The organism is Variovorax sp. UC74_104 (assembly GCF_044055375.1).
GTDB lineage: Bacteria > Pseudomonadota > Gammaproteobacteria > Burkholderiales > Burkholderiaceae_C > Variovorax.
In genome coordinates this window covers 3119396-3143138 of the sequence record NZ_CP171978.1, presented here as the reverse complement: position 1 = coordinate 3143138, position 23743 = coordinate 3119396, and the positions used below count along the sequence as shown (strand labels likewise).

General features: G+C 65.7%; 24 protein-coding genes and 1 tRNA gene. 1 reads left to right on the top strand and 24 read right to left on the bottom strand.

Going from position 1 to position 23743, the window contains the following annotated elements; all coding sequences use genetic code 11:
* Nucleotides 1–11: 11 nt before the first annotated feature.
* Genes ACHMXA_RS14615 through ACHMXA_RS14605 form a run of 3 tightly spaced genes read right to left on the bottom strand, consistent with a single transcriptional unit; the run spans nucleotide 12 to nucleotide 3402 of the window.
* Nucleotides 12–1337 (bottom strand): efflux RND transporter periplasmic adaptor subunit, encoded by a 1326-nt coding sequence (locus tag ACHMXA_RS14615; protein WP_176667381.1) that lies wholly within the window; start codon nucleotides 1335–1337, stop codon nucleotides 12–14.
* 57 nt (nucleotides 1338–1394) lie between these two features.
* On the bottom strand, nucleotides 1395–2870 hold the full coding sequence (locus tag ACHMXA_RS14610) for an efflux transporter outer membrane subunit (protein ID WP_395321127.1): 1476 nt from the start codon (nucleotides 2868–2870) through the stop codon (nucleotides 1395–1397).
* Nucleotides 2863–3402, bottom strand: coding sequence for a MarR family winged helix-turn-helix transcriptional regulator (locus ACHMXA_RS14605; protein ID WP_176667379.1), 540 nt, complete (start codon nucleotides 3400–3402; stop codon nucleotides 2863–2865). The genes ACHMXA_RS14610 and ACHMXA_RS14605 overlap by 8 nt, the downstream gene beginning before the upstream one ends.
* Nucleotides 3403–3478: 76 nt before the next feature.
* Between ACHMXA_RS14605 and ACHMXA_RS14600 the strand changes: the two genes are divergently transcribed.
* Nucleotides 3479–5263 carry an ABC transporter transmembrane domain-containing protein gene (locus ACHMXA_RS14600; RefSeq protein WP_395321125.1) on the top strand — a complete coding sequence of 595 codons (1785 nt, stop codon included), beginning with the start codon at nucleotides 3479–3481 and terminating at the stop codon, nucleotides 5261–5263.
* A 27-nt stretch (nucleotides 5264–5290) separates the two neighbouring features.
* On the opposite strand, the gene ACHMXA_RS14595 is transcribed toward ACHMXA_RS14600, so the two are convergent.
* The 21 genes from ACHMXA_RS14595 to ACHMXA_RS14495 form a co-directional block, all read right to left on the bottom strand.
* Nucleotides 5291–5755: a DUF1178 family protein gene (locus ACHMXA_RS14595; RefSeq protein ID WP_176667377.1), complete on the bottom strand. Its 465-nt coding sequence runs from the start codon at nucleotides 5753–5755 to the stop codon at nucleotides 5291–5293.
* A gap of 8 nt (nucleotides 5756–5763) precedes the next feature.
* Nucleotides 5764–6384, bottom strand: a complete 621-nt coding sequence (locus tag ACHMXA_RS14590) for an NUDIX domain-containing protein (protein WP_176667376.1) — start codon at nucleotides 6382–6384, stop codon at nucleotides 5764–5766.
* A gap of 21 nt (nucleotides 6385–6405) precedes the next feature.
* Complete coding sequence (locus tag ACHMXA_RS14585; RefSeq protein ID WP_126018312.1) at nucleotides 6406–6711, bottom strand: DUF2818 family protein; 306 nt, start codon at nucleotides 6709–6711, stop codon at nucleotides 6406–6408.
* 15 nt (nucleotides 6712–6726) lie between these two features.
* Entirely contained in the window at nucleotides 6727–8214 is a 1488-nt protein-coding gene (nuoN, locus tag ACHMXA_RS14580) for an NADH-quinone oxidoreductase subunit NuoN (RefSeq protein ID WP_395321122.1), read from the bottom strand.
* A 24-nt stretch (nucleotides 8215–8238) separates the two neighbouring features.
* A complete protein-coding gene (locus ACHMXA_RS14575) occupies nucleotides 8239–9717 on the bottom strand; it encodes an NADH-quinone oxidoreductase subunit M (RefSeq protein WP_176667374.1) in 1479 nt (492 codons plus the stop codon).
* Nucleotides 9718–9741: 24 nt separating this feature from the next.
* Complete coding sequence (gene nuoL, locus ACHMXA_RS14570) at nucleotides 9742–11772, bottom strand: NADH-quinone oxidoreductase subunit L (RefSeq protein WP_176667373.1); 2031 nt, start codon at nucleotides 11770–11772, stop codon at nucleotides 9742–9744.
* A gap of 7 nt (nucleotides 11773–11779) precedes the next feature.
* Nucleotides 11780–12088 carry an NADH-quinone oxidoreductase subunit NuoK gene (gene nuoK, locus ACHMXA_RS14565; protein WP_019653383.1) on the bottom strand — a complete coding sequence of 103 codons (309 nt, stop codon included), beginning with the start codon at nucleotides 12086–12088 and terminating at the stop codon, nucleotides 11780–11782.
* Nucleotides 12085–12735 carry an NADH-quinone oxidoreductase subunit J gene (locus ACHMXA_RS14560; RefSeq protein ID WP_176667372.1) on the bottom strand — a complete coding sequence of 217 codons (651 nt, stop codon included), beginning with the start codon at nucleotides 12733–12735 and terminating at the stop codon, nucleotides 12085–12087. The genes nuoK and ACHMXA_RS14560 overlap by 4 nt, the downstream gene beginning before the upstream one ends.
* A gap of 38 nt (nucleotides 12736–12773) precedes the next feature.
* Nucleotides 12774–13295 (bottom strand): NADH-quinone oxidoreductase subunit NuoI, encoded by a 522-nt coding sequence (nuoI, locus tag ACHMXA_RS14555; protein ID WP_019653385.1) that lies wholly within the window; start codon nucleotides 13293–13295, stop codon nucleotides 12774–12776.
* A gap of 17 nt (nucleotides 13296–13312) precedes the next feature.
* Nucleotides 13313–14389 carry an NADH-quinone oxidoreductase subunit NuoH gene (gene nuoH, locus ACHMXA_RS14550; RefSeq protein WP_176667371.1) on the bottom strand — a complete coding sequence of 359 codons (1077 nt, stop codon included), beginning with the start codon at nucleotides 14387–14389 and terminating at the stop codon, nucleotides 13313–13315.
* The gene (gene nuoG, locus ACHMXA_RS14545; protein ID WP_176667370.1) at nucleotides 14386–16557 is read right to left on the bottom strand and encodes an NADH-quinone oxidoreductase subunit NuoG; all 2172 of its coding nucleotides are present in this window, start codon (nucleotides 16555–16557) and stop codon (nucleotides 14386–14388) included. The genes nuoH and nuoG overlap by 4 nt, the downstream gene beginning before the upstream one ends.
* A 17-nt stretch (nucleotides 16558–16574) precedes the next feature.
* A complete protein-coding gene (gene nuoF / locus ACHMXA_RS14540; RefSeq protein WP_019653388.1) occupies nucleotides 16575–17915 on the bottom strand; it encodes an NADH-quinone oxidoreductase subunit NuoF in 1341 nt (446 codons plus the stop codon).
* Nucleotides 17915–18469 carry an NAD(P)H-dependent oxidoreductase subunit E gene (nuoE, locus tag ACHMXA_RS14535; RefSeq protein WP_256099155.1) on the bottom strand — a complete coding sequence of 185 codons (555 nt, stop codon included), beginning with the start codon at nucleotides 18467–18469 and terminating at the stop codon, nucleotides 17915–17917. Before nuoE ends, nuoF begins: the two co-directional genes overlap by 1 nt.
* 10 nt (nucleotides 18470–18479) lie before the next feature.
* On the bottom strand, nucleotides 18480–19733 hold the full coding sequence (locus ACHMXA_RS14530) for an NADH-quinone oxidoreductase subunit D (protein WP_176667369.1): 1254 nt from the start codon (nucleotides 19731–19733) through the stop codon (nucleotides 18480–18482).
* 5 nt (nucleotides 19734–19738) lie between these two features.
* Complete coding sequence (locus ACHMXA_RS14525; protein WP_176667368.1) at nucleotides 19739–20350, bottom strand: NADH-quinone oxidoreductase subunit C; 612 nt, start codon at nucleotides 20348–20350, stop codon at nucleotides 19739–19741.
* Nucleotides 20351–20363: 13 nt separating this feature from the next.
* Nucleotides 20364–20843, bottom strand: a complete 480-nt coding sequence (locus tag ACHMXA_RS14520; RefSeq protein ID WP_007837763.1) for an NADH-quinone oxidoreductase subunit B family protein — start codon at nucleotides 20841–20843, stop codon at nucleotides 20364–20366.
* Nucleotides 20844–20858: 15 nt separating this feature from the next.
* The gene (locus tag ACHMXA_RS14515) at nucleotides 20859–21218 is read right to left on the bottom strand and encodes an NADH-quinone oxidoreductase subunit A (RefSeq protein WP_012748607.1); all 360 of its coding nucleotides are present in this window, start codon (nucleotides 21216–21218) and stop codon (nucleotides 20859–20861) included.
* Nucleotides 21219–21285: 67 nt separating this feature from the next.
* Nucleotides 21286–21370 (bottom strand) — tRNA-Leu (locus tag ACHMXA_RS14510).
* 119 nt (nucleotides 21371–21489) lie between these two features.
* The gene (gene secG / locus ACHMXA_RS14505; RefSeq protein ID WP_176667367.1) at nucleotides 21490–21891 is read right to left on the bottom strand and encodes a preprotein translocase subunit SecG; all 402 of its coding nucleotides are present in this window, start codon (nucleotides 21889–21891) and stop codon (nucleotides 21490–21492) included.
* A 37-nt stretch (nucleotides 21892–21928) separates the two neighbouring features.
* A complete protein-coding gene (gene tpiA, locus ACHMXA_RS14500) occupies nucleotides 21929–22693 on the bottom strand; it encodes a triose-phosphate isomerase (RefSeq protein ID WP_176667366.1) in 765 nt (254 codons plus the stop codon).
* A 20-nt stretch (nucleotides 22694–22713) separates the two neighbouring features.
* Nucleotides 22714–23712 carry an NAD(P)H-quinone oxidoreductase gene (locus ACHMXA_RS14495; RefSeq protein WP_176667365.1) on the bottom strand — a complete coding sequence of 333 codons (999 nt, stop codon included), beginning with the start codon at nucleotides 23710–23712 and terminating at the stop codon, nucleotides 22714–22716.
* Between the last annotated feature and the right edge of the window lie 31 nt (nucleotides 23713–23743).

Here is a 23743-nt window from a genome sequence, read left to right as displayed (position 1 = left end):
CGCTCGCGCGATCAGCCCGGCTGGCCCTGCACGGCCACGGAGGTATTCGCAGCAGGCGACGCCTTGGCCGGAGCCGAGGCCGCGGCCGGCGCACCGCCCTTGCCGCCGATGTTGGCGGCAACGATGCGCTCCACCTCGGCGTCGGCACCGCGGTCGAGCTGGCTGTAGACCGCCGTCTGCGCCAGCGCGGTGGCGCGCGGCGCGTCGGCGAGCATCTTGCCGGTCTTCTGCGAGATGTCGACCTCGGCGTCCATCGACAGGCCGATGCGCAGCGGGTTGGCCTTGAGCTGCTCGGGGTCCAGCGCGATGCGCACCGGCACGCGCTGCACCACCTTGATCCAGTTACCGGTGGCGTTCTGCGCCGGCAGCAACGCGAACGCGCTGCCGGTGCCCACGCCCAGGCCCGCGACCTTGCCGGTGTACTCGACCTTCTTGCCGTACACGTCGGCGGTGAGCTTCACGGGCTGGTCGATGCGGATGTTGCGCAGCTGCACTTCCTTGAAGTTGGCGTCGACCCACAGCTGGTTGAGCGGCACGATCGACATCATCGGCGTGCCGGCGGCCACGCGCTGGCCGAGCTGCACGGTGCGCTTGGCAACGTAGCCGTCGACCGGCGCGGGCATGGCCACGCGCTGCGTGGCGAGGTAGGCCTCGCGCACCTTGGCGGCGGCGGCCAGCACGCTCGGGTGCTGGGCCACGCTGGTGCCTTCGGTCAGCGACTGGTTGCTGGCAAGCGCCTCCTTGGCGGCCACCACGCCGGCCTGCGCCGCGGCGAGCTGGCTCTTGGCCGTTTCGAGCTGCGTCTCGGCGTGATTGAGTTCTTCCTTCGACACGGCGCCATTGCCCGACAGCGCGCGGCGGCGCTGCAGGTCGTCCTGCGCCTTGGCGATGTCGCTCTGCGCCTTCACGATGTCGGCCTGGCGCAGCGTGACCTGCGCGGCCAGCGAGCCGTTGTTGGCATACAGCGTGCGCACCTGGCGCACCGCCTGCGCGAGCGCGGCCTCGGCCTGCTCGAGCGACACCTTGGCGTCGGCCGGGTCGAGCTGCACCAGCGGCTGGCCGGCCTTCACGAAGTCGGTGTCGTCGGCATTGATGGCCATCACGGTGCCGCCGATCTGCGGCGTGATTTGGATGACGTTGCCCTGCACGTAGGCGTTGTCGGTGTCCTCGTAGTGGCTGGCGACCAGCCATTCGTACAGGCCCCAGCCGCCGCCGGCGACGATCACCACCGCGGCGAGCGCGGTGAGTGCGCGGCGGCGCTTGCCGTTGCCGGCGGTCGCCTCGGGGGCTGCTGGAGCTGCGGCTGCAGCGGGCGTCGGAGTGTTGTTGTCGCTCATGATGAAGTTCTTTCCGAAGACGAAGAAGTCGGCCGGGCTGGATCTGCGCTGTGCCGGTCAGTTCAGCGGGGCCGAGGGAACCGATGCCGTGGCGGTGGCCGGTGGCTGCCAGCCGCCGCCGAGCGCGCGCGCCAGGCCAACTTGCGTGTCGAGCGCGCGGGCGGCGAGATCGACGGCCAGGCGGCGCTGGGCCAGCACGGAGGTTTCGGCGGTCAGCACGTTGAGGTAGTTGCCGAGGCCCGCGCGGTAGCGCTGCACGGCGATGTCGTAGGCGCCCTCGGCCGCCGTCTGCGCGGCGCGCTGCTCGGCCTGCTGGCGTGCAATCGACTGGGCGCTCGTGACTTGGTCGGCCGCGTCGCGCACCGCGTCGATGACGGTGGCGTTGTAGCTCTCGACGGCTGCATCAAGGTCGGCCGACTTGCCGCGCAGGTTGGCGCGCAGCCTGCCGCCTTCGAAGATCGGCAAGCTGATGGCCGGGCCCACGCCCCACTGCTCGCTGCCCGACTTCAGCAGCTTGCCGAAGCCCAGGCTCTGGAAGCCGACGAAGGCCGTGAGGTTCACGTTGGGATAGAAGAGCGTCTTCGCATCGGCCACGTCGCTGGTGGCCGCCTCGACACGCCAGCGCGCGGCGGCGATGTCGGCGCGGCGGCCGAGCAGGTCGGCCGGGATGTTCGCCTGCAGCGCCATCGGCTTCACGCCCGAAAGCACCGGCGGCTTGAGCGAGGCGGTGACGTTCGGCTGGCCCACCAGCGCGTCGAGCGCATGCTGCTGCAGCGCGATCTGCTCGTTGAGCGCTTCGATCTGCTGGCGCGCCTCGGGCAGGCCGCCTTCGCTCTGGCGCAGTTCGAGGCGGGTGTCGAGGCCGGCGGACACGCGGTCGCGCACCAGCTTCAGGGTTTCGTCGCGCTGTGCCAGCGTACGCTGGGCGACGGTGAGCTGGTCGTTCAGGCGAGCCCACTGGAAGTAGCTGCGCGCCACGTTGCTCGCGAGCAGCACGCGGGCTGCGTCGGCATCGGCGGCTGCGGCGTTGGCCGCGCCGATGGCGGTGTCGAGCGCGGTGCGGTTCTTGCCGAAGAAGTCGAGCTCCCAGCTCGCGCCCAGCTGCAGCAGGCCGATGTTCTGGGTGGAGCCGCCCAGCGGCGCCGGGTAGATGTAGTTGCTGTTGAACTTCTGGCGGTTCAGGTCGAGATCGGCCTTGACCTGCGGCTTGAGCGCGGCGCCGGCGATGTCGGCCGAGGCTTGCGCGCGCGCGAGGCGGGCCTGCGCGACCTGCAGGTTGGGGTTGCCGGCCACCGCCTGGTCGACAAGCGAATTGAGCTGCGAATCGCCGAAGGCGAGCCACCACTGGCTGTCGAGCCGGGACACCGGGACGGCGGCGCTGTCGGGCGCGATGCCCAGCGACGAGGCGTCGCGCAGCTTCGCCTGCGAGCCGATGCCGGCCATGTCGGCGCAGCCGGCGAGTGCGACCACCAGCAGCGCGGCGGCCACGACGGGAGTGCGGCGCATGGCGCGCACGGCGAGGGAGTCAGTCATTTTTATCTCCACGGGCCGCGAGGGCCTGGGCGTTGTCGAGGATGCGGCGCAGATAGCCCTTGAGCTGCTCCCACTCCTCTACGGTGAAACCTGCGAGGTGCTCGTTCTGCACCCTGCTGAGCACGTGCGGCACTTCCTTGGCGGACGCGCGGCCTTCGTCGGTGAGCTCGATGTTGACCACGCGGCGGTCTTCGAGCGAGCGCACGCGGCGGCACAGGCCCTTGGCCTCGAGGCGGTCGAGCAGGCGCGTCATGGCGCCGGTGTCGAGTTCGCAGGCGCGGGCCAGCTCGGCCACGGTTGTTGCGGCGCCCACGTGCAGCTTGTAGAGAGGAACCCACTGCGGATAGGTGGGGCTGCCCGGCTCGCACATGCGGGTTTCGACCGACTGGCCGACCGCCGTGACGATGCGGCGCATGAGGTAGCCGATGCTTTCCTCGGCGCGATAGGTTTCGGGGCTGTAGAAGGCGACGGGCGCACGACGCTCCTCGCCGGTGGAAGCCGGCGGGTTTTGAGGGGTGTTGGCATCGCTCATGGGGCAAATATTAGTTGCCTCGGCAATTATTGTCAAGGCTACCTTTGTAGAGGCAAGGGATCGGTAGAATCGGGCAATGGCTTCCTCCCCACCGTCTTCCATGGCCAAGGGCTCGCCCCGATCGCTCTCGGGCCTGAGCCCTTTTCTTCGCCCGTACCGTGTGCAGATCGTTCTGGCGACCCTGTTCCTGGTGCTGGCGGCGGTTACCACGCTGGCTTTTCCTATCGCCTTGCGCAGTCTGATTGACAACGGCCTCATCAGCTCCGACAAGGGCGCGCAGACCATGGCGCTGCGCGAGCACTTCGGCGCCCTCTTCGCCGTGGCCGTGGCGCTGGGCGTCTTCTCGGCGGCGCGCTTCTACACGGTGAGCTGGCTGGGCGAGCGCGTGACGGCCGACATCCGCAACGCTGTCTACAGCCACGTGCTCAAGCAGAGCCCCGTCTTCTTCGAGACCACGCAGACCGGCGAGGTGTTGTCGCGCCTGACGGCCGATACCACCCTGGTGCAGACGGTCGTCGGCTCATCGCTGAGCATGGGCCTGCGCAACGCGGTGATGGGCGTGGGCGCCCTGGCGGTACTGATCTGGACCAACCCCTACGTAATGGTGCAGGTGCTGGGCATCCTCGTGCTGGTGGTGCTGCCGAGCATGGTGTTCGGCCGCCGCGTGCGCAAGCTCTCGCGCGCCAGCCAAGACCGCGTGGCCGACTCCAGCGCCATCGCCGCCGAGGTGCTGAACGCGATTCCGGTGGTTCAGAGCTACACCGCCGAAGGCCGCGAGGCCGCACGCTTCAGCGGCTCGACCGAGAACGCCTTCCGCACCGCCGTGCGCCGTACCAAGGCCCGCTCGGTGCTCGTGGCCTTCATCATCATCGCGACCTCGGCGGCGCTGCTCTGGGGCCTGTACCAAGGAACCCAGGCGGTGCTGCGCGGCGACATCACCGCCGGCCACCTGGGCCAGACCGTCGTCTACGTGGCCATCCTCGCCAGCGCGACCGCCGTGCTCGGCGAGGTGTACGGCGACCTGCTGCGCGCAGCCGGCGCGACCGAGCGGCTGATGGAGCTGTTGCACGCGCCCGCAGCCATCGTTTCGCCCGCGAACCCGGCGGTTGCGCCCGTTCCCGTCGCGGGCAGCGCCATTAAATTCGACGCGGTCACCTTCCACTACCCTTCCCGCCCCAGCACACCGGCCTTGCGCGACTTCAGCCTGGAGATTGCGCCAGGCGAAACTGTTGCGCTGGTGGGATCGAGCGGCGCCGGCAAGAGCACCGTATTCCAGCTGCTGCTTCGCTACTACGACCCGCAAACGGGCCGCGTATTGCTCGACGGCGCACCGCTGGCCTCGCTCGCCCTGCCCGAGCTGCGCACCCGCATCGGCCTCGTTCCGCAGGACGCGGTGATCTTCTCGGCCAGCGCGTTCGAGAACATCCGCTACGGCAACCCCGAGGCGACCGCCGAGGAAGTGGAAGCCGCCGCCCGCGCCGCCTTCGCCCACGACTTCCTCCAGGCCCTGCCGGAGGGCTACGACACCTTCCTCGGCGAGCGCGGCGTGCGCCTGTCGGGCGGACAGCGACAGCGCATCGCCATCGCGCGCGCGATCCTGAAGAACCCGCCGCTGCTGCTGCTGGACGAAGCCACGAGCGCGCTCGACGCCGAAAGCGAGCGCATGGTGCAGGCAGCACTGGAGTCGGCAATGGAGAACCGGACCACGCTGGTGATCGCCCACCGCCTGGCCACCGTGCAGAAGGCCGACCGCATCGTGGTGCTGGACCACGGCGGGATCGTCGAACAGGGAACGCACGCGGCGCTGGTCGCGCAGGGCGGCGTCTACGCGCGGCTGGCCGCGCTTCAGTTCACGACCTGAACGGCCGCCCCGAGCCAGCCGGCCGGACTACTGCAGGGTTTCCTTCAGCGCGGCCGGAATCGGCAGCGCCATCACCGGAATGCCTTCGTCGAGCAGCGCTTCGGTCTGCTCGGGCGTCGCCTGGCCGCGAATGCCGCGCTCCTTGGTCTCGCCGTAGTGCATCTTCCTGGCTTCGTCGGCGAAACGGTCGCCGACGTCTTCGGTCTTGGCCAGCACTTCGCGCACGGCGCGCATCCAGCGCGCCTCGGGCGAGATGTCGGCGGGAACGTTGGAGGCAGTGGCTGGCACGGGCGCAGCCGCGGCGGCTTCCTGCGGAGCCTTGGCGTTGCCCAGGTTGAGGCGCGGAGCGCTCAACAGCTTGACGATGCCGGTGTCGCCGCAAACGGGGCATTCGACCAGGCCGGAGGCCAGTTGCGACTCGAAGTCTTCGCTCGAGGCGAACCAGCCCTCGAAGCCGTGGCCATGGGTACAGCGGAGATCGAGAACCTTCATGGCGCGGATTATCCCGCGCTGCCCTGCGCGGGCGCAGCCTGCCAATCCAGTGCCCATGCGCCCGAAAGGACGTTCTGCAGCCAGAGCGTGCAGGTCAGCGTCTTGGCATCGGTGACCTTGCCTTCGCGGCACCAGCCGGCCAGCTCGTCGGGAGTGGCCGTGAACACGTCGAGGAACTCGCCGTGGTCGAGCTGCCGCTCGCCGAGCGAAAGGCCCCGCGCAAAGTAGATATGGATGATCTCGGTCGAGTAGGCCACAGCAAGGTGCATGGCACCCGCATACGCCCACTCGCGCGCGGTGTAGCCCGTTTCCTCGATCAGCTCGCGCCGGCCGCAGTCGAACGGATCCTCGCCCGCATCGAGCTTGCCCGCGGGAAACTCGATCATCACGTGGCCGACCGGATAGCGGAACTGCCGCTCCAGAACGATGCGGCCGTCGTCCAGCAGCGGAATGACGACCACGGCGCCCGGGTGCACCACGTACTCGCGTGTGGCGCTATGGCCATCGGGCAGGCGGATGGTGTCGCGCCGGGCCTTCAGGAACTTGCCGTTGAACAGCTCCTCGCGGCTCTGGAGTTCTTCCTTCAGGTGCGAATCGGCGGTGGAGGTGTCGGTCGGCTTGATGGTCATGGTCGGTCGCTCGTCCTCTTTTCAGTGCCTGTGCTTCATCAGGTAGCGCCAGGTGAACCCCGGAAAGGCCAGCACGATGAACAGCGCGCCGGTCACCGCATAGAACTCCCAGCCCTGTGCGGCGATCTGCCCAGCCCTGCGCTCGAACAGCAGGCCGACGCCGCCGGCCAGAAAGTACAAGACCACCAGTTCGGCGAGGCGCACCGCCAGCGACTTGGGGGCAGTCGCCAGAGGCACGACGCCGAACAGGCGGTCGTTGAAGAACGGCAGGTTGGCGGCCACGAGGGCCACCAGCAATACGACCCAGACCGACGCGGTTTGCGACACCCGAGGTCGGCCGCGTCAATGGGCCAGGGTTGCCACGATCGCGTCGTAGCACAGCGTCATCAGGCCGCCGGGCACGATGCCCAGGATCAGGATCAGCGCGCCGTTGATCGTCAGCACGGTGCGCACGTCGCGCGGTGCCGACACGGTGGTGGCCGTGACGGGCGCGTCGAAGTACATGACCTTGACCACGCGCAGGTAGTAGAACGCGCCGATCAGCGACATCATCACCGCGAACACGGCCAGGCCGATGTAGATGGCGTGGCCCGAGGCGATCAGCGCCTGCAGCACGGCCAGCTTCGCGTAGAAGCCCACCAGCGGCGGCAGGCCGGCCAGCGAGAACATCGCGATCGACATCACGCCGGCGTACAGCGGGCTGCGCTGGTTCAGGCCGGCCAGGTCGGTGATCTCCTCGCTCTCGAAGCCTTCGCGCGCCAGCAGCAAGATGATGCCGAAGCTCGCCAGCGTGGTCAGCACGTAGGTCACGATGTAGAACATCGAGGCGCTGTAGGCGTACTGGGCGTTGTAGGTGCCCTGCTGGTCCGAGCCCGCGACCAGGCCGAGGAGCATGAAGCCCATCTGCGAGATCGTCGAATAGGCCAGCATGCGCTTGAGGTTGCTCTGCGCGATGGCGGCCAGGTTGCCGACCAGCAGCGAGGCGATGGCCAGCACGGCGAGCATCTGCTGCCAGTCGATGGCCAGCGGCTGCAGCGCGTCGACCAGCAGGCGGATGATGATGGCGAAGGCGGCCAGCTCGGGCGCAGCGCCGATCAGCAGCGTGATCGCCGTCGGAGCGCCCTGGTAGACGTCGGGCACCCACATGTGGAACGGAGCAGCGCCCACCTTGAAGGCCAGGCCGGCAACGATGAACACGAGGCCGAACACCAGCACCTGGTGGTTGACCTTGCCGCTGGCGATGGTCTTGAACACCTCGTTCACGTCGAGCGAACCGGTCGCGCCGTACATCATCGACAGGCCATAGAGCAGGAAGCCGCTGGCCATGGCGCCGAGCACGAAGTACTTCATGGCGGCTTCGCTGGCCACGGCGTTGTCGCGGCGCAGCGCCACCAGCGCGTAGCTCGACAGCGTGAGCAGCTCGAGGCCCAGGTAGATCAGCAGGAAGTTGCTGCCCGAGATCATCACGAACATGCCCAGCAGCGCGAACATGCTGATGGTGAACATTTCGCCGCCGCGCAGCATCTCGCGATCGGCCGCGTAGGGACGGCCGTAGACCAGCGTGATCATCAGGGCGACCGTGGCGAAGCACTTGAGCCAGTTGCCCATCGGGTCGCTGACGACCATGCCGCCGAAACCGTAGATGGTCTTGGCTTCGGAAGCCTGCAGACCCGACAGCACGGCAACCACGGCCAGCGTGGCAAGCGTCAGCACATAGGTGCGGGTACGGCGCGGGCTCGTGTCGGACAGGTCGACCAGCGCAATGATGCAGGCCATGACCAGCAGCACGATTTCGGGGTAGATCGTGACCCAGCTGAGTTTGTCAATCATCTCGTTCTCTTCTTCAGCGTGGCATCAGGAGGGCAGCTTCGAAACTGCCACGTGGCGCAGCAGCTCGGTCACGGAGGCATCCATCGCGTCGGTGAACGGCTTCGGGAACAGGCCCATCCACAGCACGGCGATGGCCAGCAGCGCCAGCATCAGGAATTCGCGCGAATTGATGTCGCTGAGTTCCTTCACGTGGTCGTTGCCGACCGGTCCCAGATACACGCGCTTGTACATCCAGAGGGTATAGGCGGCGCCGAAGATCAGCGCGGTTGCGGCCCCGAGGCCGATCCAGAAATTGGCCTTCACCGCACCCAGGATCACCATCCACTCGCCCACGAAACCGGCGGTGCCCGGCAGGCCGCAGTTGGCCATGGCGAACAGCAGCGCGAACGCGGCGAACTTGGGCATGGTGTTCACCACGCCGCCGTAGTCGGCGATCTGGCGCGAGTGCACGCGGTCGTACAGCACGCCGATGCCCAGGAACATGGCGCCCGACACGAAGCCGTGGGCAATCATCTGCACGATGCCGCCGGACACGCCCAGCTCGTTGAAGATGAAGAAGCCCAGCGTCACGAAGCCCATGTGGGCCACCGACGAGTAGGCCACCAGCTTCTTCATGTCCTGCTGCACCAGCGCCACCAAGCCGACGTAGATCACGGCGATCAGCGACAGCGCGATCATGAGCCAGGCCCATTCGTGCGAGGCGTCGGGCGCGATCGGCATCGAGAAGCGCAGGAAGCCGTAGGCGCCCAGCTTCAACATGATCGCGGCCAGCACGGCGGAACCACCGGTCGGCGCTTCGACGTGCACGTCGGGCAGCCAGGTGTGCACCGGCCACATCGGCACCTTCACCGCGAAGGCCGCGAAGAAGGCGAAGAACAGGAAGGTCTGCGCGGTCGAACCCAGCGGCAGCTTGTGCCACGACAGGATGTCGAAGCTTCCGCCCGACTTGTTGTACAGGTAGATCAGCGCCACCAGCATCAGCAGCGAGCCGAGCAAGGTGTAGAGGAAGAACTTGAAGGCCGCGTAGATCTTGTTCGGGCCGCCCCAGATGCCGATGATCAGGTACATCGGGATCAGCGTGGCTTCGAAGAACACGTAGAACAGCACGCCGTCGAGCGCGGCGAACACGCCGATCATGAAGCCCGACAGGATCAGGAACGCGCCCATGTACTGGTTCACGCGCTCGGTGATCACTTCCCAGGCGGAAATGACGACGATGACCGTGATGAACGACGTCAGCAGCACCAGCCAGAGCGACAGGCCGTCGATCCCGAGGTGATAGTTGACGTTGAAGCGCGAGATCCAGCCCGTCTTCTCGACGAACTGCATCGCGGCGGTGCCGTTCTGGAAACGCGTGAACAGCGGCACCGTGACCAGGAAGCTCACGATGGAACCGACGAGCGCGACCCAGCGCACGCCCCTGGCGTGCTCGTCACGGCCAAACGCCAGCAGCACGGCGCCGAATGCGATCGGCACCCAGATGGCAAGGCTCAACAAACCCATTTTTCTTTTTCTCCAGCGCTAGGCTCAGCGTTTGAACCAGACGAAGTACGTCATCAGGATGAAGATGCCGAGCAGCATCGCGAAGGCGTAGTGGTAGATGTAGCCCGACTGCATCCAGCGCACAACACCAGAGATACGACCCACGATCTTCCAGGAACCGTTCACCACGGCGCCGTCGATCAGGGCCTGGTCGCCGCCCTTCCACAGGCCGGTGCCCAGGGCACGCGTGGCACGGGCGATCACGTTCTCGTTGAACCAGTCCATGTAGTACTTGTTCTCGAGCAGGCGGTAGATCGGGCCGAAGGCACGCTTGATCGCCGCCGGCAGCGCCGGGTTGATCATGTACATGTACCAGGACAGGATCACGCCTGCCAGCGCCAGCCAGAACGGCGGCGTCTGCAGGCCGTGGATGGCCATGGCCACCGGGCCGTGGAAGGCTTCTTCCAGTTCCTTCATCGCGTGGTGCTTGGCACCGTCCACGAAGATCGCGTTCTTGAAGAACTCGCCGAACAGCATCGAGTCGATGGTCATGAAGCCGATCACCACCGAAGGGATGGCCAGCAGCACCAGCGGCAGCCAGACAACCCAGGGCGACTCGTGCGGCTTGTGGTCGTGGTGGCCATGGCCGTGGTCGTCGTGACCATGGTCGTCATGGTGCGCGTCGGGGTTCTGGTCGTAGCGTTCCTTGCCGTGGAAGACCAGGAAGTACATGCGGAACGAGTAGAACGCCGTGATGAACACGCCGGCCAGCACCGCGTAGTAGGCGAAGTTCGCGCCCCACAGGTGGCTCTCATGCACGGCCTCGATGATGCTGTCCTTCGAGTAGAAGCCCGAGAAGAACGGCGTGCCGATCAGCGCGAGCGAACCCAGCAGCGAGGTGATCCAGGTGATCGGCATGTACTTGCGCACGCCACCCATCCAGCGGATGTCCTGGTTGTGGTGCATGCCGATGATGACGGAGCCCGCGCCGAGGAACAGCAGCGCCTTGAAGAACGCGTGCGTCATCAGGTGGAACACCGCGACCGAATAGGCCGAGGCGCCCAGCGCGACTGTCATGTAGCCGAGCTGCGAGAGCGTCGAGTACGCGACCACGCGCTTGATGTCGTTCTGGATGATGCCCAGGAAGCCCATGAACAGCGCGGTGATGGCACCGATCACGAGGATGAAGCTCAGGGCCGTGTCGCTCAGCTCGAACAGCGGCGACATGCGCGCCACCATGAAGATGCCGGCCGTCACCATCGTTGCCGCGTGGATCAGCGCGGAGATGGGGGTCGGGCCTTCCATCGAGTCGGGCAGCCACACGTGCAGCGGGAACTGCGCGCTCTTGCCCATCGCGCCGATGAACAGGCAGATGCAGATCACCGTGATGAGCATCCACTCGGTGCCCGGGAAGGTGATGCCAGCCAGCGTGCCCGCCTTGGCGAAGGCTTCGGTGTAGTTCAGCGTGCCGGCGTAGGCGGCGATCAGGCCGATGCCGAGGATGAAGCCGAAGTCGCCCACGCGGTTGACCAGGAAGGCCTTCATGTTCGCGAAGATCGCGGTCGGCTTGTTGAACCAGAAACCGATCAGCAGGTACGACACCAGACCCACCGCCTCCCAGCCGAAGAACAGCTGGAGCATGTTGTTGCTCATGACGAGCATCAGCATCGAGAAGGTGAACAGCGAGATGTACGCGAAGAAGCGGTTGTAGCCGTCGTCCTCTTCCATGTAGCCGATGGTGTAGATGTGGACCATCAGCGACACGAAGGTCACGACGCACATCATCATGGCGGTGAGGCCGTCGACCATGAAGCCGACTTCCATCTTCAGGCCGCCGACCACCATCCATTCGTAGATGGTCTGGTTGAAGCGGGCGCCGTCGGCGATCACGCTCTTGAGCGTCATCGCCGAGATGATGAAGGCGACCAGCACGCCGAGGATGGTCAGCGAATGCGTGACCTTGCGGCCGATGTGATTGCCACCGAACTTGGTGCCGAACACGCCGGCGAGGGCTGCGCCGACCAGGGGTGCCAGCGGAACGGCCAGCAGCGTGGATGCGGAAAGGGTTGCGCTCATGTTGCTGTCAACCCTTGAGCGAGTTGAGTTCGTCGACGTTGATGTTCGACTTGTTGCGGAACAGCAGCACCAGCAGAGCCAGCCCGATGGCCGACTCGGCCGCGGCCACCGTCAGGATGAAGAACACGAAGATCTGTCCGTGCATGTCGCCCAGGAAGTGCGAGAACGCCACGAAGTTCATGTTGACCGCCAGCAGCATCAGCTCGATGGCCATCAGCAGCACGATCAGGTTCTTGCGGTTCAGGAAGATGCCGATCACGGACAGCGCGAAAAGCATCGCGCCGAGCGAAAGAAAGTGTCCGAGCGTGAGCGTCATGCCTTGTTTTCCTTTGCAGCGTCCGCAGCTTCGACCACAGGCTCCGCGGCACGCGTTGCCGGCATCTGCACGATGCGCACGCGGTCGCGCGCCTTCACGCGGACCTGGTCGGCCGGGTTGACGTACTTGCTGTCCTTGCGGGTGCGCAGCGTCAGTGCGATGGCAGCCACGATGGCCACGAGCAGGATGACCGCGGCGATTTCCAGCGGGTAGAGATATTCGGAGTAGAGCAGCTTGCCCAGTTCGAGCGTGTTGGAAGTGTTGGCCCCCGCCGCGCCGGCTGCAGCGCGCGGCTCGCCCAGGCGGAAGCCGCCCATGAGCACGGCCGCCATTTCGAGCGCGATCAGCGCACCCACGCCCGCCGCCAGCGGGAAGTGCTTCCAGAAGCCCTCCCGCAAGCTGTCGACGTTGATGTCCAGCATCATCACCACGAACAGGAACAGCACCATCACGGCGCCCACATACACGAGCACGAGCGAGATCGCGAGGAACTCGGCGCGCAGCAGCAGCCAGATGGCCGATGCCTGGAAGAAGGCCAGAACCAGGTACAGCGCTGCGTACACGGGGTTGCGGGCGGTGATGACGCGGAATGCTGCGAACAGCAGCACTACGGCAAACAGATAGAACAGACCGGTCTTGACGTCCATTGGAATTCGAATTGGTACGGGTTTCGGGCTGAACCGGGTCAGCGGTACTTGGCGTCGGCCGCCTTGTTCGCTGCGATTTCCTTCTCGTAGCGGTCGCCCACGGCCAGCAGCATGTCCTTGGTGAAGTACAGGTCGCCGCGCTTTTCGCCGTGGTACTCGAAGATGTGCGTCTCGACGATCGAGTCCACCGGGCAGCTCTCTTCGCAGAAGCCGCAGAAGATGCACTTGGTCAGGTCGATGTCGTAGCGCGTGGTGCGGCGCGAGCCGTCGTCGCGCACATCGGATTCGATGGTGATGGCCAGCGCCGGGCAGACGGCCTCGCAGAGCTTGCAGGCGATGCAGCGCTCTTCGCCGTTCTCATAGCGGCGCAGTGCGTGCAGGCCGCGGAAGCGCGGCGACAGCGGCGTCTTCTCTTCGGGGAACTGCACCGTGATCTTGCGGGCGAAGGCGTACTTGCCGGTGATGGCCAGGCCCTTGAACAGCTCGAACAGCATGAAGCTGCTCAGGAAGTCCTTGAGCGAGAAAGGCGCGGATGGTGTTGCAGTGTGCGCAGCAGACATGATGTTGGCGCTCCCTGTTATTTCCAGATGTTGAACGGCGTCTGCATCCAGCCACCGACCACGACCAGCCACACGAGCGTGACGGGAATGAAGATCTTCCAACCCAGACGCATGATCTGGTCGTAGCGGAAGCGCGGGAACGTCGAGCGCACCCACAGGAACATGGTGACCACGCAGAAGGTCTTGAGGCCCAGCCAGATCCAGCCCGGGATGAAGCTCAGGAACTCGAACGGCGGCAGCCATCCGCCGAGGAACAGCACCACGGTCAGGATCGACACGAGCCACATGTTGGCGTACTCGGCCAGGAAGAACATCGCGAAGCTCATGCCCGAGTACTCGATCATGTGGCCGGCCACGATTTCGGACTCGCCTTCCACCACGTCGAAGGGGTGGCGGTTGGTTTCGGCAAGGCCCGAGATGAAGTAGACGACGAAGATCGGCAGCAGCGGCAGCCAGTTCCACGACAGGAAGCCGACGCCCATGTTGGCGAAGATGCCCTTGCCCTGAACGTTGACGATCTCGGTCATGTTCAGGCTGCCGGTGACCATCAGCACCACGACGAAGCAGAAGCCCATCGCGATTTCGTAGCTCACCATCTGTGCCGAGGCGCGCAGCGCGCCCAGGAAGGCGTACTTCGAGTTCGATGCCCAGCCGGCGATGATCACGCCGTACACCTCGAGCGAGGTGATGGCCATCACGAACAGCAGGCCGGCGTTGATGTTGGCGAGCGCCACGTCGGGGCCGAAGGGAATCACCGCCCATGCGGCAAGCGCCGGCATGATGGTCATGATCGGGCCGAGCAGGAACAGGCCCTTGTTGGCGACCGTCGGAAGGATGATTTCCTTGGTCATCAGCTTGAGCGCGTCGGCGATCGGCTGGAGCAGGCCCAGCGGTCCGATGCGGTTGGGGCCGATGCGGATCTGCGTGAAGCCGATGGCCTTGCGTTCCCACAGCGTGAGATAGGCGACGGCGCCCATCAGCGGGAGCACGACCACGATGATCTTGATCAGCGTCCAGATCACCGGCCAAGCCACGGCCGTCCACCAGCCTGCGGCGATCAGCCCCTGGCCGAAGCCATGAATCGCGTCGATCATGCCAATGCCTCCTCGGCACCAGCCGACACGTTCGAGCCGGCCAGCGCATTGCGCGCGTCGGCGGTCAGTTGAAGCGACGGCGCACGGCGCACGATCGAGTCCAGTTGATAGATGCTCGCGACCACGGGTGCGGCAACCGCGCCGTTCGAGGCGACGGCATTCGCGGACGTGGCATTGCTCAGCGCATTCGCCGGCACCGCGCCCTTGTCGCCGACGGTGGCCAGCACTTCGGCGGTCGATTCGAACGCGAAGCCCGGCAGGCCCAGCAGGTTGGCCAGCACGCGCAGCACCTTCCAGGCCGGACGCGTTTCGCCCAGCGGCTTCACGACGGCATGGAAACCTTGCAGGCGGCCTTCGGCATTGACGAAGGTGCCCGGGGTCTCGGTGAACGGTGCGATCGGCAGCAGCACGTCGCTGAATTCGAGGTTGGCCTTGAAGGGGCTCAGCGTGACGACCATTTGCGCATTGCCGATGACATCGGCAGCGGCTGCGCCGGCGGCCGAATCGAACACCGGTTCGGTGTTCAGCAGCAGCACGGCCTTCAGGCCGGAGCCTGCGGCGAGCATGCGGCCGGCATCGAGGCCGCCGTTCTTCGGGAATGCGCCGACGATCTGCGCGCCCACGGTGTTGGCGGCTTCGGTCAGGTAGCCGACTGTGGCGCCGGTCTGCGCGCCGATCCAGTTGGCCAGCGCCAGCAGGCTGCTCGCCTGGGCGTGGTGCGCGGCAGCGTTGCCGAGCAGGATGGCCTTGCGCTCGCCGCTCAGCAGCGAGGCTGCGATGGCCTTCGCCGTCGCGTCGGGTGCATTCTTCGGGGCCAGCGGCGCGGCAGCGCCGTTGGTCTCGCCGATGGCGGCGGCCACTGCGGCCAGCGCTTCGACCCATTGATCGGCTTCGACGATGGACGACTGCGCCACGTTGATGGCCCAGGCGTCGCGGTCGGCCATCAGGCTGGCCGAGGTGATCACCGACAGCGCGGCGCCCTTGCGCACGGCCTGGCGGATGCGCTGCGCGAACAGCGGATGTTCCTTGCGCAGGTTCGAGCCCACGACCAGCGCGCGCTGCACTTGCGTGAGCGAGGCGATCGAGGTGCCGAGCCAGCGCACGCCTTCGAAGGCCGCGAATTCAGCGTTGCGCAGGCGGTAGTCGATGTTGTCGCTGCCGAGCTCGCGCGTGAGCATGGTGGCCAGCTGCAGCTCTTCAAGCGTGCTGTGCGGGCTGACCAGCGTGCCGATGCTCTGTGCGCCGTGGTCGGCCTTGATCTGCTTCAGGCCGTTGGCAACGTACTCGAGCGCGGTCTGCCAGTCGACCTGCTGCCACTGGCCGCCCTGCTTCAGCATGGGCTGCGTCAGTCGTTCCGGACCGTTGAGCGCTTCGTACGAGAAACGGTCGCGGTCGGCGATCCAGCATTCGTTGACGTCTTCGTTCTCCAGCGGCACCACGCGCATCACGCGGTTGTTCTTGACCTGGACGATCAGGTTGGCGCCGGTGGAGTCGTGCGGGCTCACCGACTTGCGGCGCGACAGTTCCCAGGTGCGGGCGCTGTAGCGGAACGGCTTGCTCGTGAGCGCGCCGACCGGGCAGATGTCGATCATGTTGCCCGAGAGTTCGGAGTCGACCGAGTCGCCCACGAAGGTCTCGATCTCGGAGTGCTCGCCGCGGTTCGACATGCCGAGCTCCATCACGCCGGCCACTTCCTGGCCGAAGCGAACGCAGCGCGTGCAGTGGATGCAGCGGCTCATCTCTTCCATGCTGATCAGCGGGCCGACGTCCTTGTGGAACACGACGCGCTTTTCCTCTTCGTAGCGCGAAGAGGAACCGCCGTAGCCGACGGCCAGGTCCTGCAGCTGGCATTCGCCGCCCTGGTCGCAGATCGGGCAATCCAGCGGGTGGTTGATCAGGAGGAACTCCATGACCGACTGCTGCGCCTTGATGGCCTTCTCGCTCTTGGTGCGAACGATCATGCCCTGCGTAACGGGCGTGGCGCAGGCCGGCATCGGCTTGGGCGCCTTTTCCACGTCCACGAGGCACATGCGGCAGTTGGCCGCGATGCTCAGTTTCTTGTGATAGCAGAAGTGCGGGATGTACGTGCCGGCCTTGTCGGCCGCATGCATGACCATGCTGCCTTCGGCGACTTCGACCTTCTTGCCGTCGAGTTCGATTTCAACCATATGTGTGTTTCTCGCGCTCAGGCCTTGACGGGCGCTTTCGGTACGTAGCCCGGGATCAGGGCCTCGAACTCGTGACGGAAATGCTTGATCATGGCGCGCACCGGCATCGCCGCCGCGTCGCCGAGGGCGCAGATCGTGCGGCCCTGGATGTTGTCGGCCACGGAGTTCAGCAGGTCCATGTCGGACGCCCTGCCCTGCCCGTTGTGGATGCGGTCCACCACGCGGTAGAGCCAGCCCGTGCCTTCGCGGCAGGGCGTGCACTGGCCGCAGGACTCGTGCATGTAGAAGTACGACAGGCGGCGCAGCGACTCGACCATCGAGCGGCTGTCGTCCATCACGATGACCGCGCCCGAGCCCAGCATGGAGCCGGCCTTGGAGATGGAGTCGTAGTCCATCGTGCATTCCATCATGATCGACGCGGGCAGCACCGGAGCGGACGAACCGCCGGGAATCACCGCCTTCAGCGTGCGGCCCTTGCGAACGCCGCCGGCCAGCTCCAGGAGCTTGGAGAACGGCGTGCCCATCGGGACCTCGTAGTTGCCGGGCAGCTCGACGTCACCGCTCACCGAATAGATCTTGGTCCCGCCGTTGTTCGGCTTGCCGCACTCGAGGTAGGCCTGGCCACCGTTGCGGATGATCCAGGGCACCGCCGCGAAGGTCTCGGTGTTGTTGATGGTGGTCGGCTTGCCGTACAGGCCGAAGCTTGCGGGAAACGGCGGCTTGAAGCGCGGCTGGCCCTTCTTGCCTTCCAGCGATTCGAGCAGCGCGGTTTCCTCGCCGCAGATGTAGGCACCGAAGCCGTGGGCCGCGTGCAACTGGAAGTTGTACGTGCTGCCCATGATCTTGTCGCCGAGGTAGCCCGCGGCGCGCGCCTCTTCGAGGGCTTCCTCGAAGCGGTCGTAGGTCTGGAAGATCTCACCGTGGATGTAGTTGTAGCCCACGCTGATGCCCATCGCATACGCGGCGATGGCCATGCCTTCGATCACGATGTGTGGGTTGAACTGCAGAATGTCGCGGTCCTTGCACGTACCCGGTTCGCCTTCGTCCGAATTGCAGACGAGGTACTTCTGGCCCGGGAACTGGCGGGGCATGAAGCTCCACTTCAGGCCGGTCGGGAAGCCCGCGCCGCCACGGCCGCGCAGGCCAGAGGCCTTGACCTCGGCGATCACCTGGTCGGGCGTGAGCCCCTCTGTCAGGATCTTGCGCAGCGCCTGGTAGCCGCCGCGCGCTTCGTAGTCGGCCAGGCGCCAGTTGGTGCCGTCGAGGCCGGCATAGATCTGCGGCTCGATGTGGCGGTCATGGAAACAGGTCTGGACGCCCGTCGCCTGGAACTGCTGGAGCACTTGTTCGGGTGACATCAGGAAGCCTCCCCCTTGGTGGCCGGCGCGGCGTTGCGCAGGCCGTCGACCAGCTGGTCGAGCTTCTCGTTGCTCATGAAGCTGCACATCGTGCGGTCGTTGACCAGCATCACGGGCGAATCGGCGCAGGCACCGAGGCATTCGCTCTGCTGCAGCGTGAACAGGCCGTCGGGCGTGGTCTCGCCCATCTTGATGCCGAGCTTCTTCTCGAGATGCACGAGGGCGGTGACACCGTCGCGCAGCTGGCAAGGCAGGTTGGTGCACACGTTGAGCTTGAACTTGCCCACCGGGTGCTGGTTATACATGTTGTAGAAGGTCGTCACCTCGTGCACGGCGATGGGCGCCATGCCGAGGTATTCGGCGATCTCGCGCTCGCGCTGCAGGCTGACGTAGCCCTCGTCCTGCTGAACGATGGACAGGCAGGCCATCACGGCCGACTGCTTGCCCGCTTCGGGGTACTTCGCCACCTCGCGCGCAAAGCGCTCGAGGATCGCAGGCTCCAGAGGGGCAGAAGGCGCCGAGGGCGCCGTGTCATGGTGGGTCGAGGAAGTCATTCGCTCTTTCTCACCTGTCGATCTCGCCGAACACGATGTCCATCGTGCCGATCACCGCGACAGCGTCGGCGATCATGTGACCGCGCGACATTTCGTCGAGGGCGGCGAGGTGCGGGAAACCAGGGGCGCGGATCTTCAGGCGGTACGGCTTGTTGGCGCCGTCGCTCACCAGATAGATGCCGAACTCGCCCTTCGGATGCTCGACGGCGGCGTAGGCCTGGCCTTCGGGCACATGGAAGCCTTCGGTGAAAAGCTTGAAATGGTGGATCAGTTCCTCCATGTTCGCCTTCATCGATTCGCGCGCAGGCGCGGCGACCTTGTGGTTGTCGGTGATGACCGGGCCGGGGTTGGCGCGCAGCCAGGCCGAGCACTGCTGGATGATCCGGTTGGCCTGGCGCATTTCTTCCACGCGAACCAGGTAGCGGTCATAGCAGTCGCCGGTCTTGCCGACGGGCACGTCGAACTGCATGCGGTCGTAGACGTCGTAGGGCTGCTTCTTGCGCAGGTCCCATTCGATGCCCGAGCCACGCAGCATGGGGCCGGTGAAGCCGAGGTTCAGCGCGCGCTCCGGCGTGACCACGCCGATGCCCACGGTGCGCTGCTTCCAGATGCGGTTGTCGGTGAGCAGCGTCTCGTACTCGTCGACCATCTTCGGGAAGCGCTTGCAGAAGTCGTCGACGAAGTCGAGCAGCGAGCCCTGGCGGTTCTCGTTGAGCTTCTCGATGGCCTTCGCGTTCTTGACCTTGCTGACCTTGTACTGCGGCATCTCGTCGGGCAGGTCGCGGTACACGCCGCCCGGACGGAAGTACGCCGCGTGCATGCGCGCGCCGGAGACGGCCTCGTACATGTCGAACAGGTCTTCGCGCTCGCGGAAGCAGTAGATGAGCATGTTCATCGCACCGCAGTCCAGACCGTGCGCGCCGAGCCACAGCAGGTGGTTCAGCAGGCGGGTGATCTCGGCGAACATCACGCGGATGTACTGCGCGCGCTCGGGCACTTCGAGGCCCAGCATGCGCTCGATGGCGAGGCAGTAGGCGTGCTCGTTGCTCATCATCGACACGTAGTCGAGACGGTCCATGTACGGCAGCGACTGGATGAAGGTGCGCGTCTCGGCGAGCTTCTCGGTCGCGCGGTGCAGCAGGCCGATGTGCGGGTCGGCGCGCTGGATGACTTCGCCATCCAGTTCGAGCACCAGTCGCAGCACGCCGTGCGCTGCCGGGTGCTGGGGACCGAAGTTGAGTGTGTAGTTCTTGATTTCGGCCATATCAGTCAGTGCAAGCCGCTGCCGTAGTTGTCTTCGCGGATCACGCGCGGGGTGATTTCGCGCGGCTCGATGGAAACCGGCTGGTAGACCACACGCTTCTGCTCTTCGTCGTAGCGCATCTCGACATGGCCCGACACCGGGAAGTCCTTGCGGAACGGGTGGCCGATGAAGCCGTAGTCGGTCAGCAGGCGGCGCAGGTCGTCGTGGCCTTCGAACACGATGCCGTAGAGGTCGAACGCCTCGCGCTCGAACCAGGTGGCAGAGTTCCACACGGACTGCAGCGAATCGACAACAGGGAAATCGTCGCTCGGCGCGAACACCGTCAGGCGCACACGCTGGTTGAGGCTCACCGACAGCAGGTGGGAGACGACGCCGTAGCGTTCGCCCTGCCACTCGCCTTCGCGGTAGTCGGAGTAGTCCATGCCGCACAGGTCGATCAGCTGTTCGAAGCGGCAGCCGGGCGCATCGCGCAGCAGCAAGGCGGCTTCGAGATAGTCAGCCGCGCCGACCACGACGGTCACTTCGTCGAGGGCAACGGTCACGCTCTTGGCCTTGGCGCCGAGCGTCTCAGCAACGGTGGCGCGCAGCACCTCCGGCGAAATTGCAAAGTCAGTCATCGTCGGCAATCCCTCAGGCGCGGGCAATGGTGTTGGTGCGGCGAATCTTCTGCTGCAGCTGGATCACGCCATAGAGCAATGCCTCGGCGGTGGGCGGGCAACCCGGAACATAGACGTCGACCGGCACGATGCGGTCGCAGCCGCGCACGACCGAATAGCTGTAGTGGTAGTAGCCACCGCCATTCGCGCACGAACCCATCGAGAGAACCCAGCGCGGCTCGGGCATCTGGTCGTAGACCTTGCGCAGAGCCGGCGCCATCTTGTTGCACAGCGTGCCGGCCACGATCATCAGGTCGGACTGGCGCGGGCTGGGGCGGAACAGCATGCCGAAGCGGTCGATGTCGTAGCGGGCGGCGCCCGCGTGCATCATCTCCACCGCACAGCATGCGAGGCCGAAGGTCATCGGCCAGAGAGAACCAGTCTTCGCCCAGTTGACGACCGAATCGTAGGTCGTGGTGACGAAGCCTTCCTTGAGAACGCCTTCAATGGCCATCGTGTTTCTTCCTTGTCATTCCCAGTCGAGCGCGCCCTTTTTCCACTCGTAGGCGAAGCCCACGACGAGGATGGCGAGAAAGATCATCATGGCCCAGAAGCCGACAGCACCGATCTCCTTGAGCGCAATGGCCCACGGAAAGAGAAAGGCAATCTCGAGATCGAACAGGATGAAGAGAATCGCAACGAGGTAATAGCGCACGTCGAACTTCATGCGCGCATCCTCGAAGGCTTCAAAGCCACACTCGTAGGGAGCGTTCTTTGCGGCGTCGGGCCGGTTGGGGCCGAGAATGTATCCGATGACCTGAGGGGCGACGCCTACGCCGACTCCGACCAGAATGAACAAAAGGACGGGGAGGTAGGAGTCGAGATTCATCGAGAGTTTTTCACCGCTTGCCACCGGCAGGAAGAACCTCTGGATGAGGTTTTCTGCCGATGAGATTTGGTGCGGTCGGCGAGACTCGAACTCGCACAGCTTTCGCCACTACCCCCTCAAGATAGCGTGTCTACCAATTTCACCACGACCGCGGTTTTTTCTGTTCGGATGGCATGAGGTACCTGCAAGAGGAATTTGGCTTTCCGAACAGATTTAGAGTTTACCCTGAAATGGAGCCATTTCTCACGGGCAACTCATGAAAACGAGTTGATTACTTGCTCGGAATCTGGCCCGCACCCGAAACAGGGGCTGCAGGAGCCGAAGCAGGCGCATTGGGAGCAGCCGCACCGGGAATTTCGTTGGCCGTACCGGAGGCCGGCGCAGCAGGCGCACCCACCGCAGCACGCTCCAGAAGACTGCCGCCACCCGCAGGACGCGCATGGCTGAAGTAGGCCAGCAGCAGCGTGCACGCGAAGAACACCGCAGCAAGCACTGCAGTGGTGCGCGAGAGGAAGTTGGCACTGCCGCTGGCACCGAACAGGCTGCCGGCGCTGCCGCTGCCGAAGGCCGCGCCCATGTCGGCGCCCTTGCCGTGCTGGATCAGGATCAGGCCGATCATTGCGAGGGCTGCCAGCATCTGCACGCCGACCAGAAGGTTGAGGACCACGTTCATTCGTTCTTACTCCTAATTTGATGCAGCCGTTGCGCGATCAGCGCGCAGCGGCGGAAATGATCTGCAGAAAGTCGGGCGCCTTGAGCGATGCGCCGCCGATGAGGCCACCGTCGATGTCGGCCTGTGCCAGCAGTTCGGCGGCATTCGCTGCATTCATGCTGCCGCCGTAGAGGATGCGAATGCCTGCGGCATGCTCGCTCGCCGCGTGATGCAGCTGTGCGCGCAGCACCGCGTGCACCGCCTGCGCCTGCTCCGGCGTGGCCGTCTTGCCCGTGCCGATGGCCCACACGGGCTCGTACGCCACGACGATCTCGCTGATGCAATGGCCGTTCACGTGAATGACGGCGGCCAACTGACGCTTGACGACCTCTTCGGTCTGCCCTGCTTCGCGCTGCGCCAGAGTCTCGCCCACGCACACGATCGGCGTGATGCCGTTGGCCAGCGCCGCCGATGTCTTGGCGGCAACGACTTCGTCGCTCTCGCCGTGGTACTGGCGACGCTCGGAGTGACCGACGATGGCATAGCGCACGCCGAAGTCCTTCAGCATCGCAGCCGACTGCTCGCCCGTGAACGCACCTTGCGGGTGCGCCGAGACGTCCTGCGCACCGAGCGCGATGGCCGGCGAGCCGGCCAGCAGCGACTGCAGTTGCGCGAAATACGCAGCGGGCGCGCAAAGCGCCACGTCGCAAGCGGCCGGATTCACGGCCAGGCCCTGCTGGAGGGCTTTCACCAGCGCCTCGTTGGCAGTCAGGCTGCCATTCATCTTCCAGTTGCCGGCGATCAGTTTCTTCTTGGTTGTCATCGCGTTCGTCTTCTCGTCACTCACCACGTCAGCACGATCTTGCCGATGTGCTGGTTCGACTCCATCAGCGCATGAGCCTGGGCGGCGCCGCTGGGCTCACCCGCTGCAGCAAAGGTGCTGTGGATCACGGGCTTGATCGCGCCGCTTTCCAGCAGCGGCCAAACCTTCTCGCGCAGCGCCTTGGCGATGGCGCCCTTGAATGCCACCGGCCGCGGACGCAGCGTCGAGCCGGTGATCGTGAGACGCCTGCGCAGCACGAGGCCCGCGTTGATCTCGCTCTTCACCCCGCCCTGCACCGCGATGATGACCAGGCGGCCATCTTCGGCCAGGCATTCGACCTCGCGCGCCACATAGTCGCCAGCGACCATGTCGAGCACCACGTCCACGCCCTTGCCACCGGTGAGCTTCTTCGCCTCTTCGACAAAATCGCTCGTGCGGTAGTTGATGGCGTGGTCGGCGCCGAGCTTGAGGCAGGCTTCGCACTTGTCGTCGCTGCCGGCCGTGACGATGACGGTCGCGCCGAGCGCCTTGGCGATCTGGATCGCCGTGACGCCGATGCCGCTCGAGCCGCCCTGGATCAGCAGGGTCTCGCCCTTCTGCAGGCGGCCGCGCTCGAACACGTTGCTCCAGACGGTGAAGAAGGTCTCGGGCAGCGATGCCGCCTCGAGATCGCTCCACCCCTTGGGCACGGGCAGGCACTGCGCCACGGGCGCAACGCACAGCTCGGCATAGCCGCCGCCGGCAATGAGCGCGCAGACGCGGTCGCCGACCTTGAAGCCGGCCTCGGCCAGCGCCGCGGCGTCGCCCGACACGATCTCGCCAGCCACTTCGAGGCCCGGCAGATCGGAGGCGCCCGGCGGCACGGGGTAGTGCCCCTTGCGCTGCAGCACGTCGGGGCGATTGACGCCACTCGCCGCAACGCGGATCAGCAGTTCGCCCGCGCCCGCGACGGGGTCGGGACGTTCCGCGACGCGCAGCACCTCGGGGGCGCCGTACGAAGTGATTTCAATGGCTTTCATGGTCTTTCGGCCTCCATCGCCCGCAGATGGG

Excerpts from the sequence above, each read along its gene's own strand:
- ACHMXA_RS14615 (WP_176667381.1), bottom strand. The coding sequence starts at position 1,337 with ATGAGCGACAACAACACTCCGACGCCCGCTGCAGCCGCAGCTCCAGCA.
- ACHMXA_RS14610 (WP_395321127.1), bottom strand. The coding sequence starts at position 2,870 with ATGACTGACTCCCTCGCCGTGCGCGCCATGCGCCGCACTCCCGTCGTG.
- ACHMXA_RS14605 (WP_176667379.1), bottom strand. The coding sequence starts at position 3,402 with ATGAGCGATGCCAACACCCCTCAAAACCCGCCGGCTTCCACCGGCGAG.
- ACHMXA_RS14600 (WP_395321125.1), top strand. The coding sequence starts at position 3,479 with ATGGCTTCCTCCCCACCGTCTTCCATGGCCAAGGGCTCGCCCCGATCG.
- ACHMXA_RS14595 (WP_176667377.1), bottom strand. The coding sequence starts at position 5,755 with ATGAAGGTTCTCGATCTCCGCTGTACCCATGGCCACGGCTTCGAGGGC.
- ACHMXA_RS14590 (WP_176667376.1), bottom strand. The coding sequence starts at position 6,384 with ATGACCATCAAGCCGACCGACACCTCCACCGCCGATTCGCACCTGAAG.
- nuoN (WP_395321122.1), bottom strand. The coding sequence starts at position 8,214 with ATGATTGACAAACTCAGCTGGGTCACGATCTACCCCGAAATCGTGCTG.
- ACHMXA_RS14575 (WP_176667374.1), bottom strand. The coding sequence starts at position 9,717 with ATGGGTTTGTTGAGCCTTGCCATCTGGGTGCCGATCGCATTCGGCGCC.
- nuoL (WP_176667373.1), bottom strand. The coding sequence starts at position 11,772 with ATGAGCGCAACCCTTTCCGCATCCACGCTGCTGGCCGTTCCGCTGGCA.
- nuoK (WP_019653383.1), bottom strand. The coding sequence starts at position 12,088 with ATGACGCTCACGCTCGGACACTTTCTTTCGCTCGGCGCGATGCTTTTC.
- ACHMXA_RS14560 (WP_176667372.1), bottom strand. The coding sequence starts at position 12,735 with ATGGACGTCAAGACCGGTCTGTTCTATCTGTTTGCCGTAGTGCTGCTG.
- nuoI (WP_019653385.1), bottom strand. The coding sequence starts at position 13,295 with ATGTCTGCTGCGCACACTGCAACACCATCCGCGCCTTTCTCGCTCAAG.
- nuoH (WP_176667371.1), bottom strand. The coding sequence starts at position 14,389 with ATGATCGACGCGATTCATGGCTTCGGCCAGGGGCTGATCGCCGCAGGC.
- nuoG (WP_176667370.1), bottom strand. The coding sequence starts at position 16,557 with ATGGTTGAAATCGAACTCGACGGCAAGAAGGTCGAAGTCGCCGAAGGC.
- nuoF (WP_019653388.1), bottom strand. The coding sequence starts at position 17,915 with ATGTCACCCGAACAAGTGCTCCAGCAGTTCCAGGCGACGGGCGTCCAG.
- nuoE (WP_256099155.1), bottom strand. The coding sequence starts at position 18,469 with ATGACTTCCTCGACCCACCATGACACGGCGCCCTCGGCGCCTTCTGCC.
- ACHMXA_RS14530 (WP_176667369.1), bottom strand. The coding sequence starts at position 19,733 with ATGGCCGAAATCAAGAACTACACACTCAACTTCGGTCCCCAGCACCCG.
- ACHMXA_RS14525 (WP_176667368.1), bottom strand. The coding sequence starts at position 20,350 with ATGACTGACTTTGCAATTTCGCCGGAGGTGCTGCGCGCCACCGTTGCT.
- ACHMXA_RS14520 (WP_007837763.1), bottom strand. The coding sequence starts at position 20,843 with ATGGCCATTGAAGGCGTTCTCAAGGAAGGCTTCGTCACCACGACCTAC.
- ACHMXA_RS14515 (WP_012748607.1), bottom strand. The coding sequence starts at position 21,218 with ATGAATCTCGACTCCTACCTCCCCGTCCTTTTGTTCATTCTGGTCGGA.
- secG (WP_176667367.1), bottom strand. The coding sequence starts at position 21,891 with ATGAACGTGGTCCTCAACCTTCTGGTCGGCGTGCAGATGCTGGCAGCC.
- tpiA (WP_176667366.1), bottom strand. The coding sequence starts at position 22,693 with ATGACAACCAAGAAGAAACTGATCGCCGGCAACTGGAAGATGAATGGC.
- ACHMXA_RS14495 (WP_176667365.1), bottom strand. The coding sequence starts at position 23,712 with ATGAAAGCCATTGAAATCACTTCGTACGGCGCCCCCGAGGTGCTGCGC.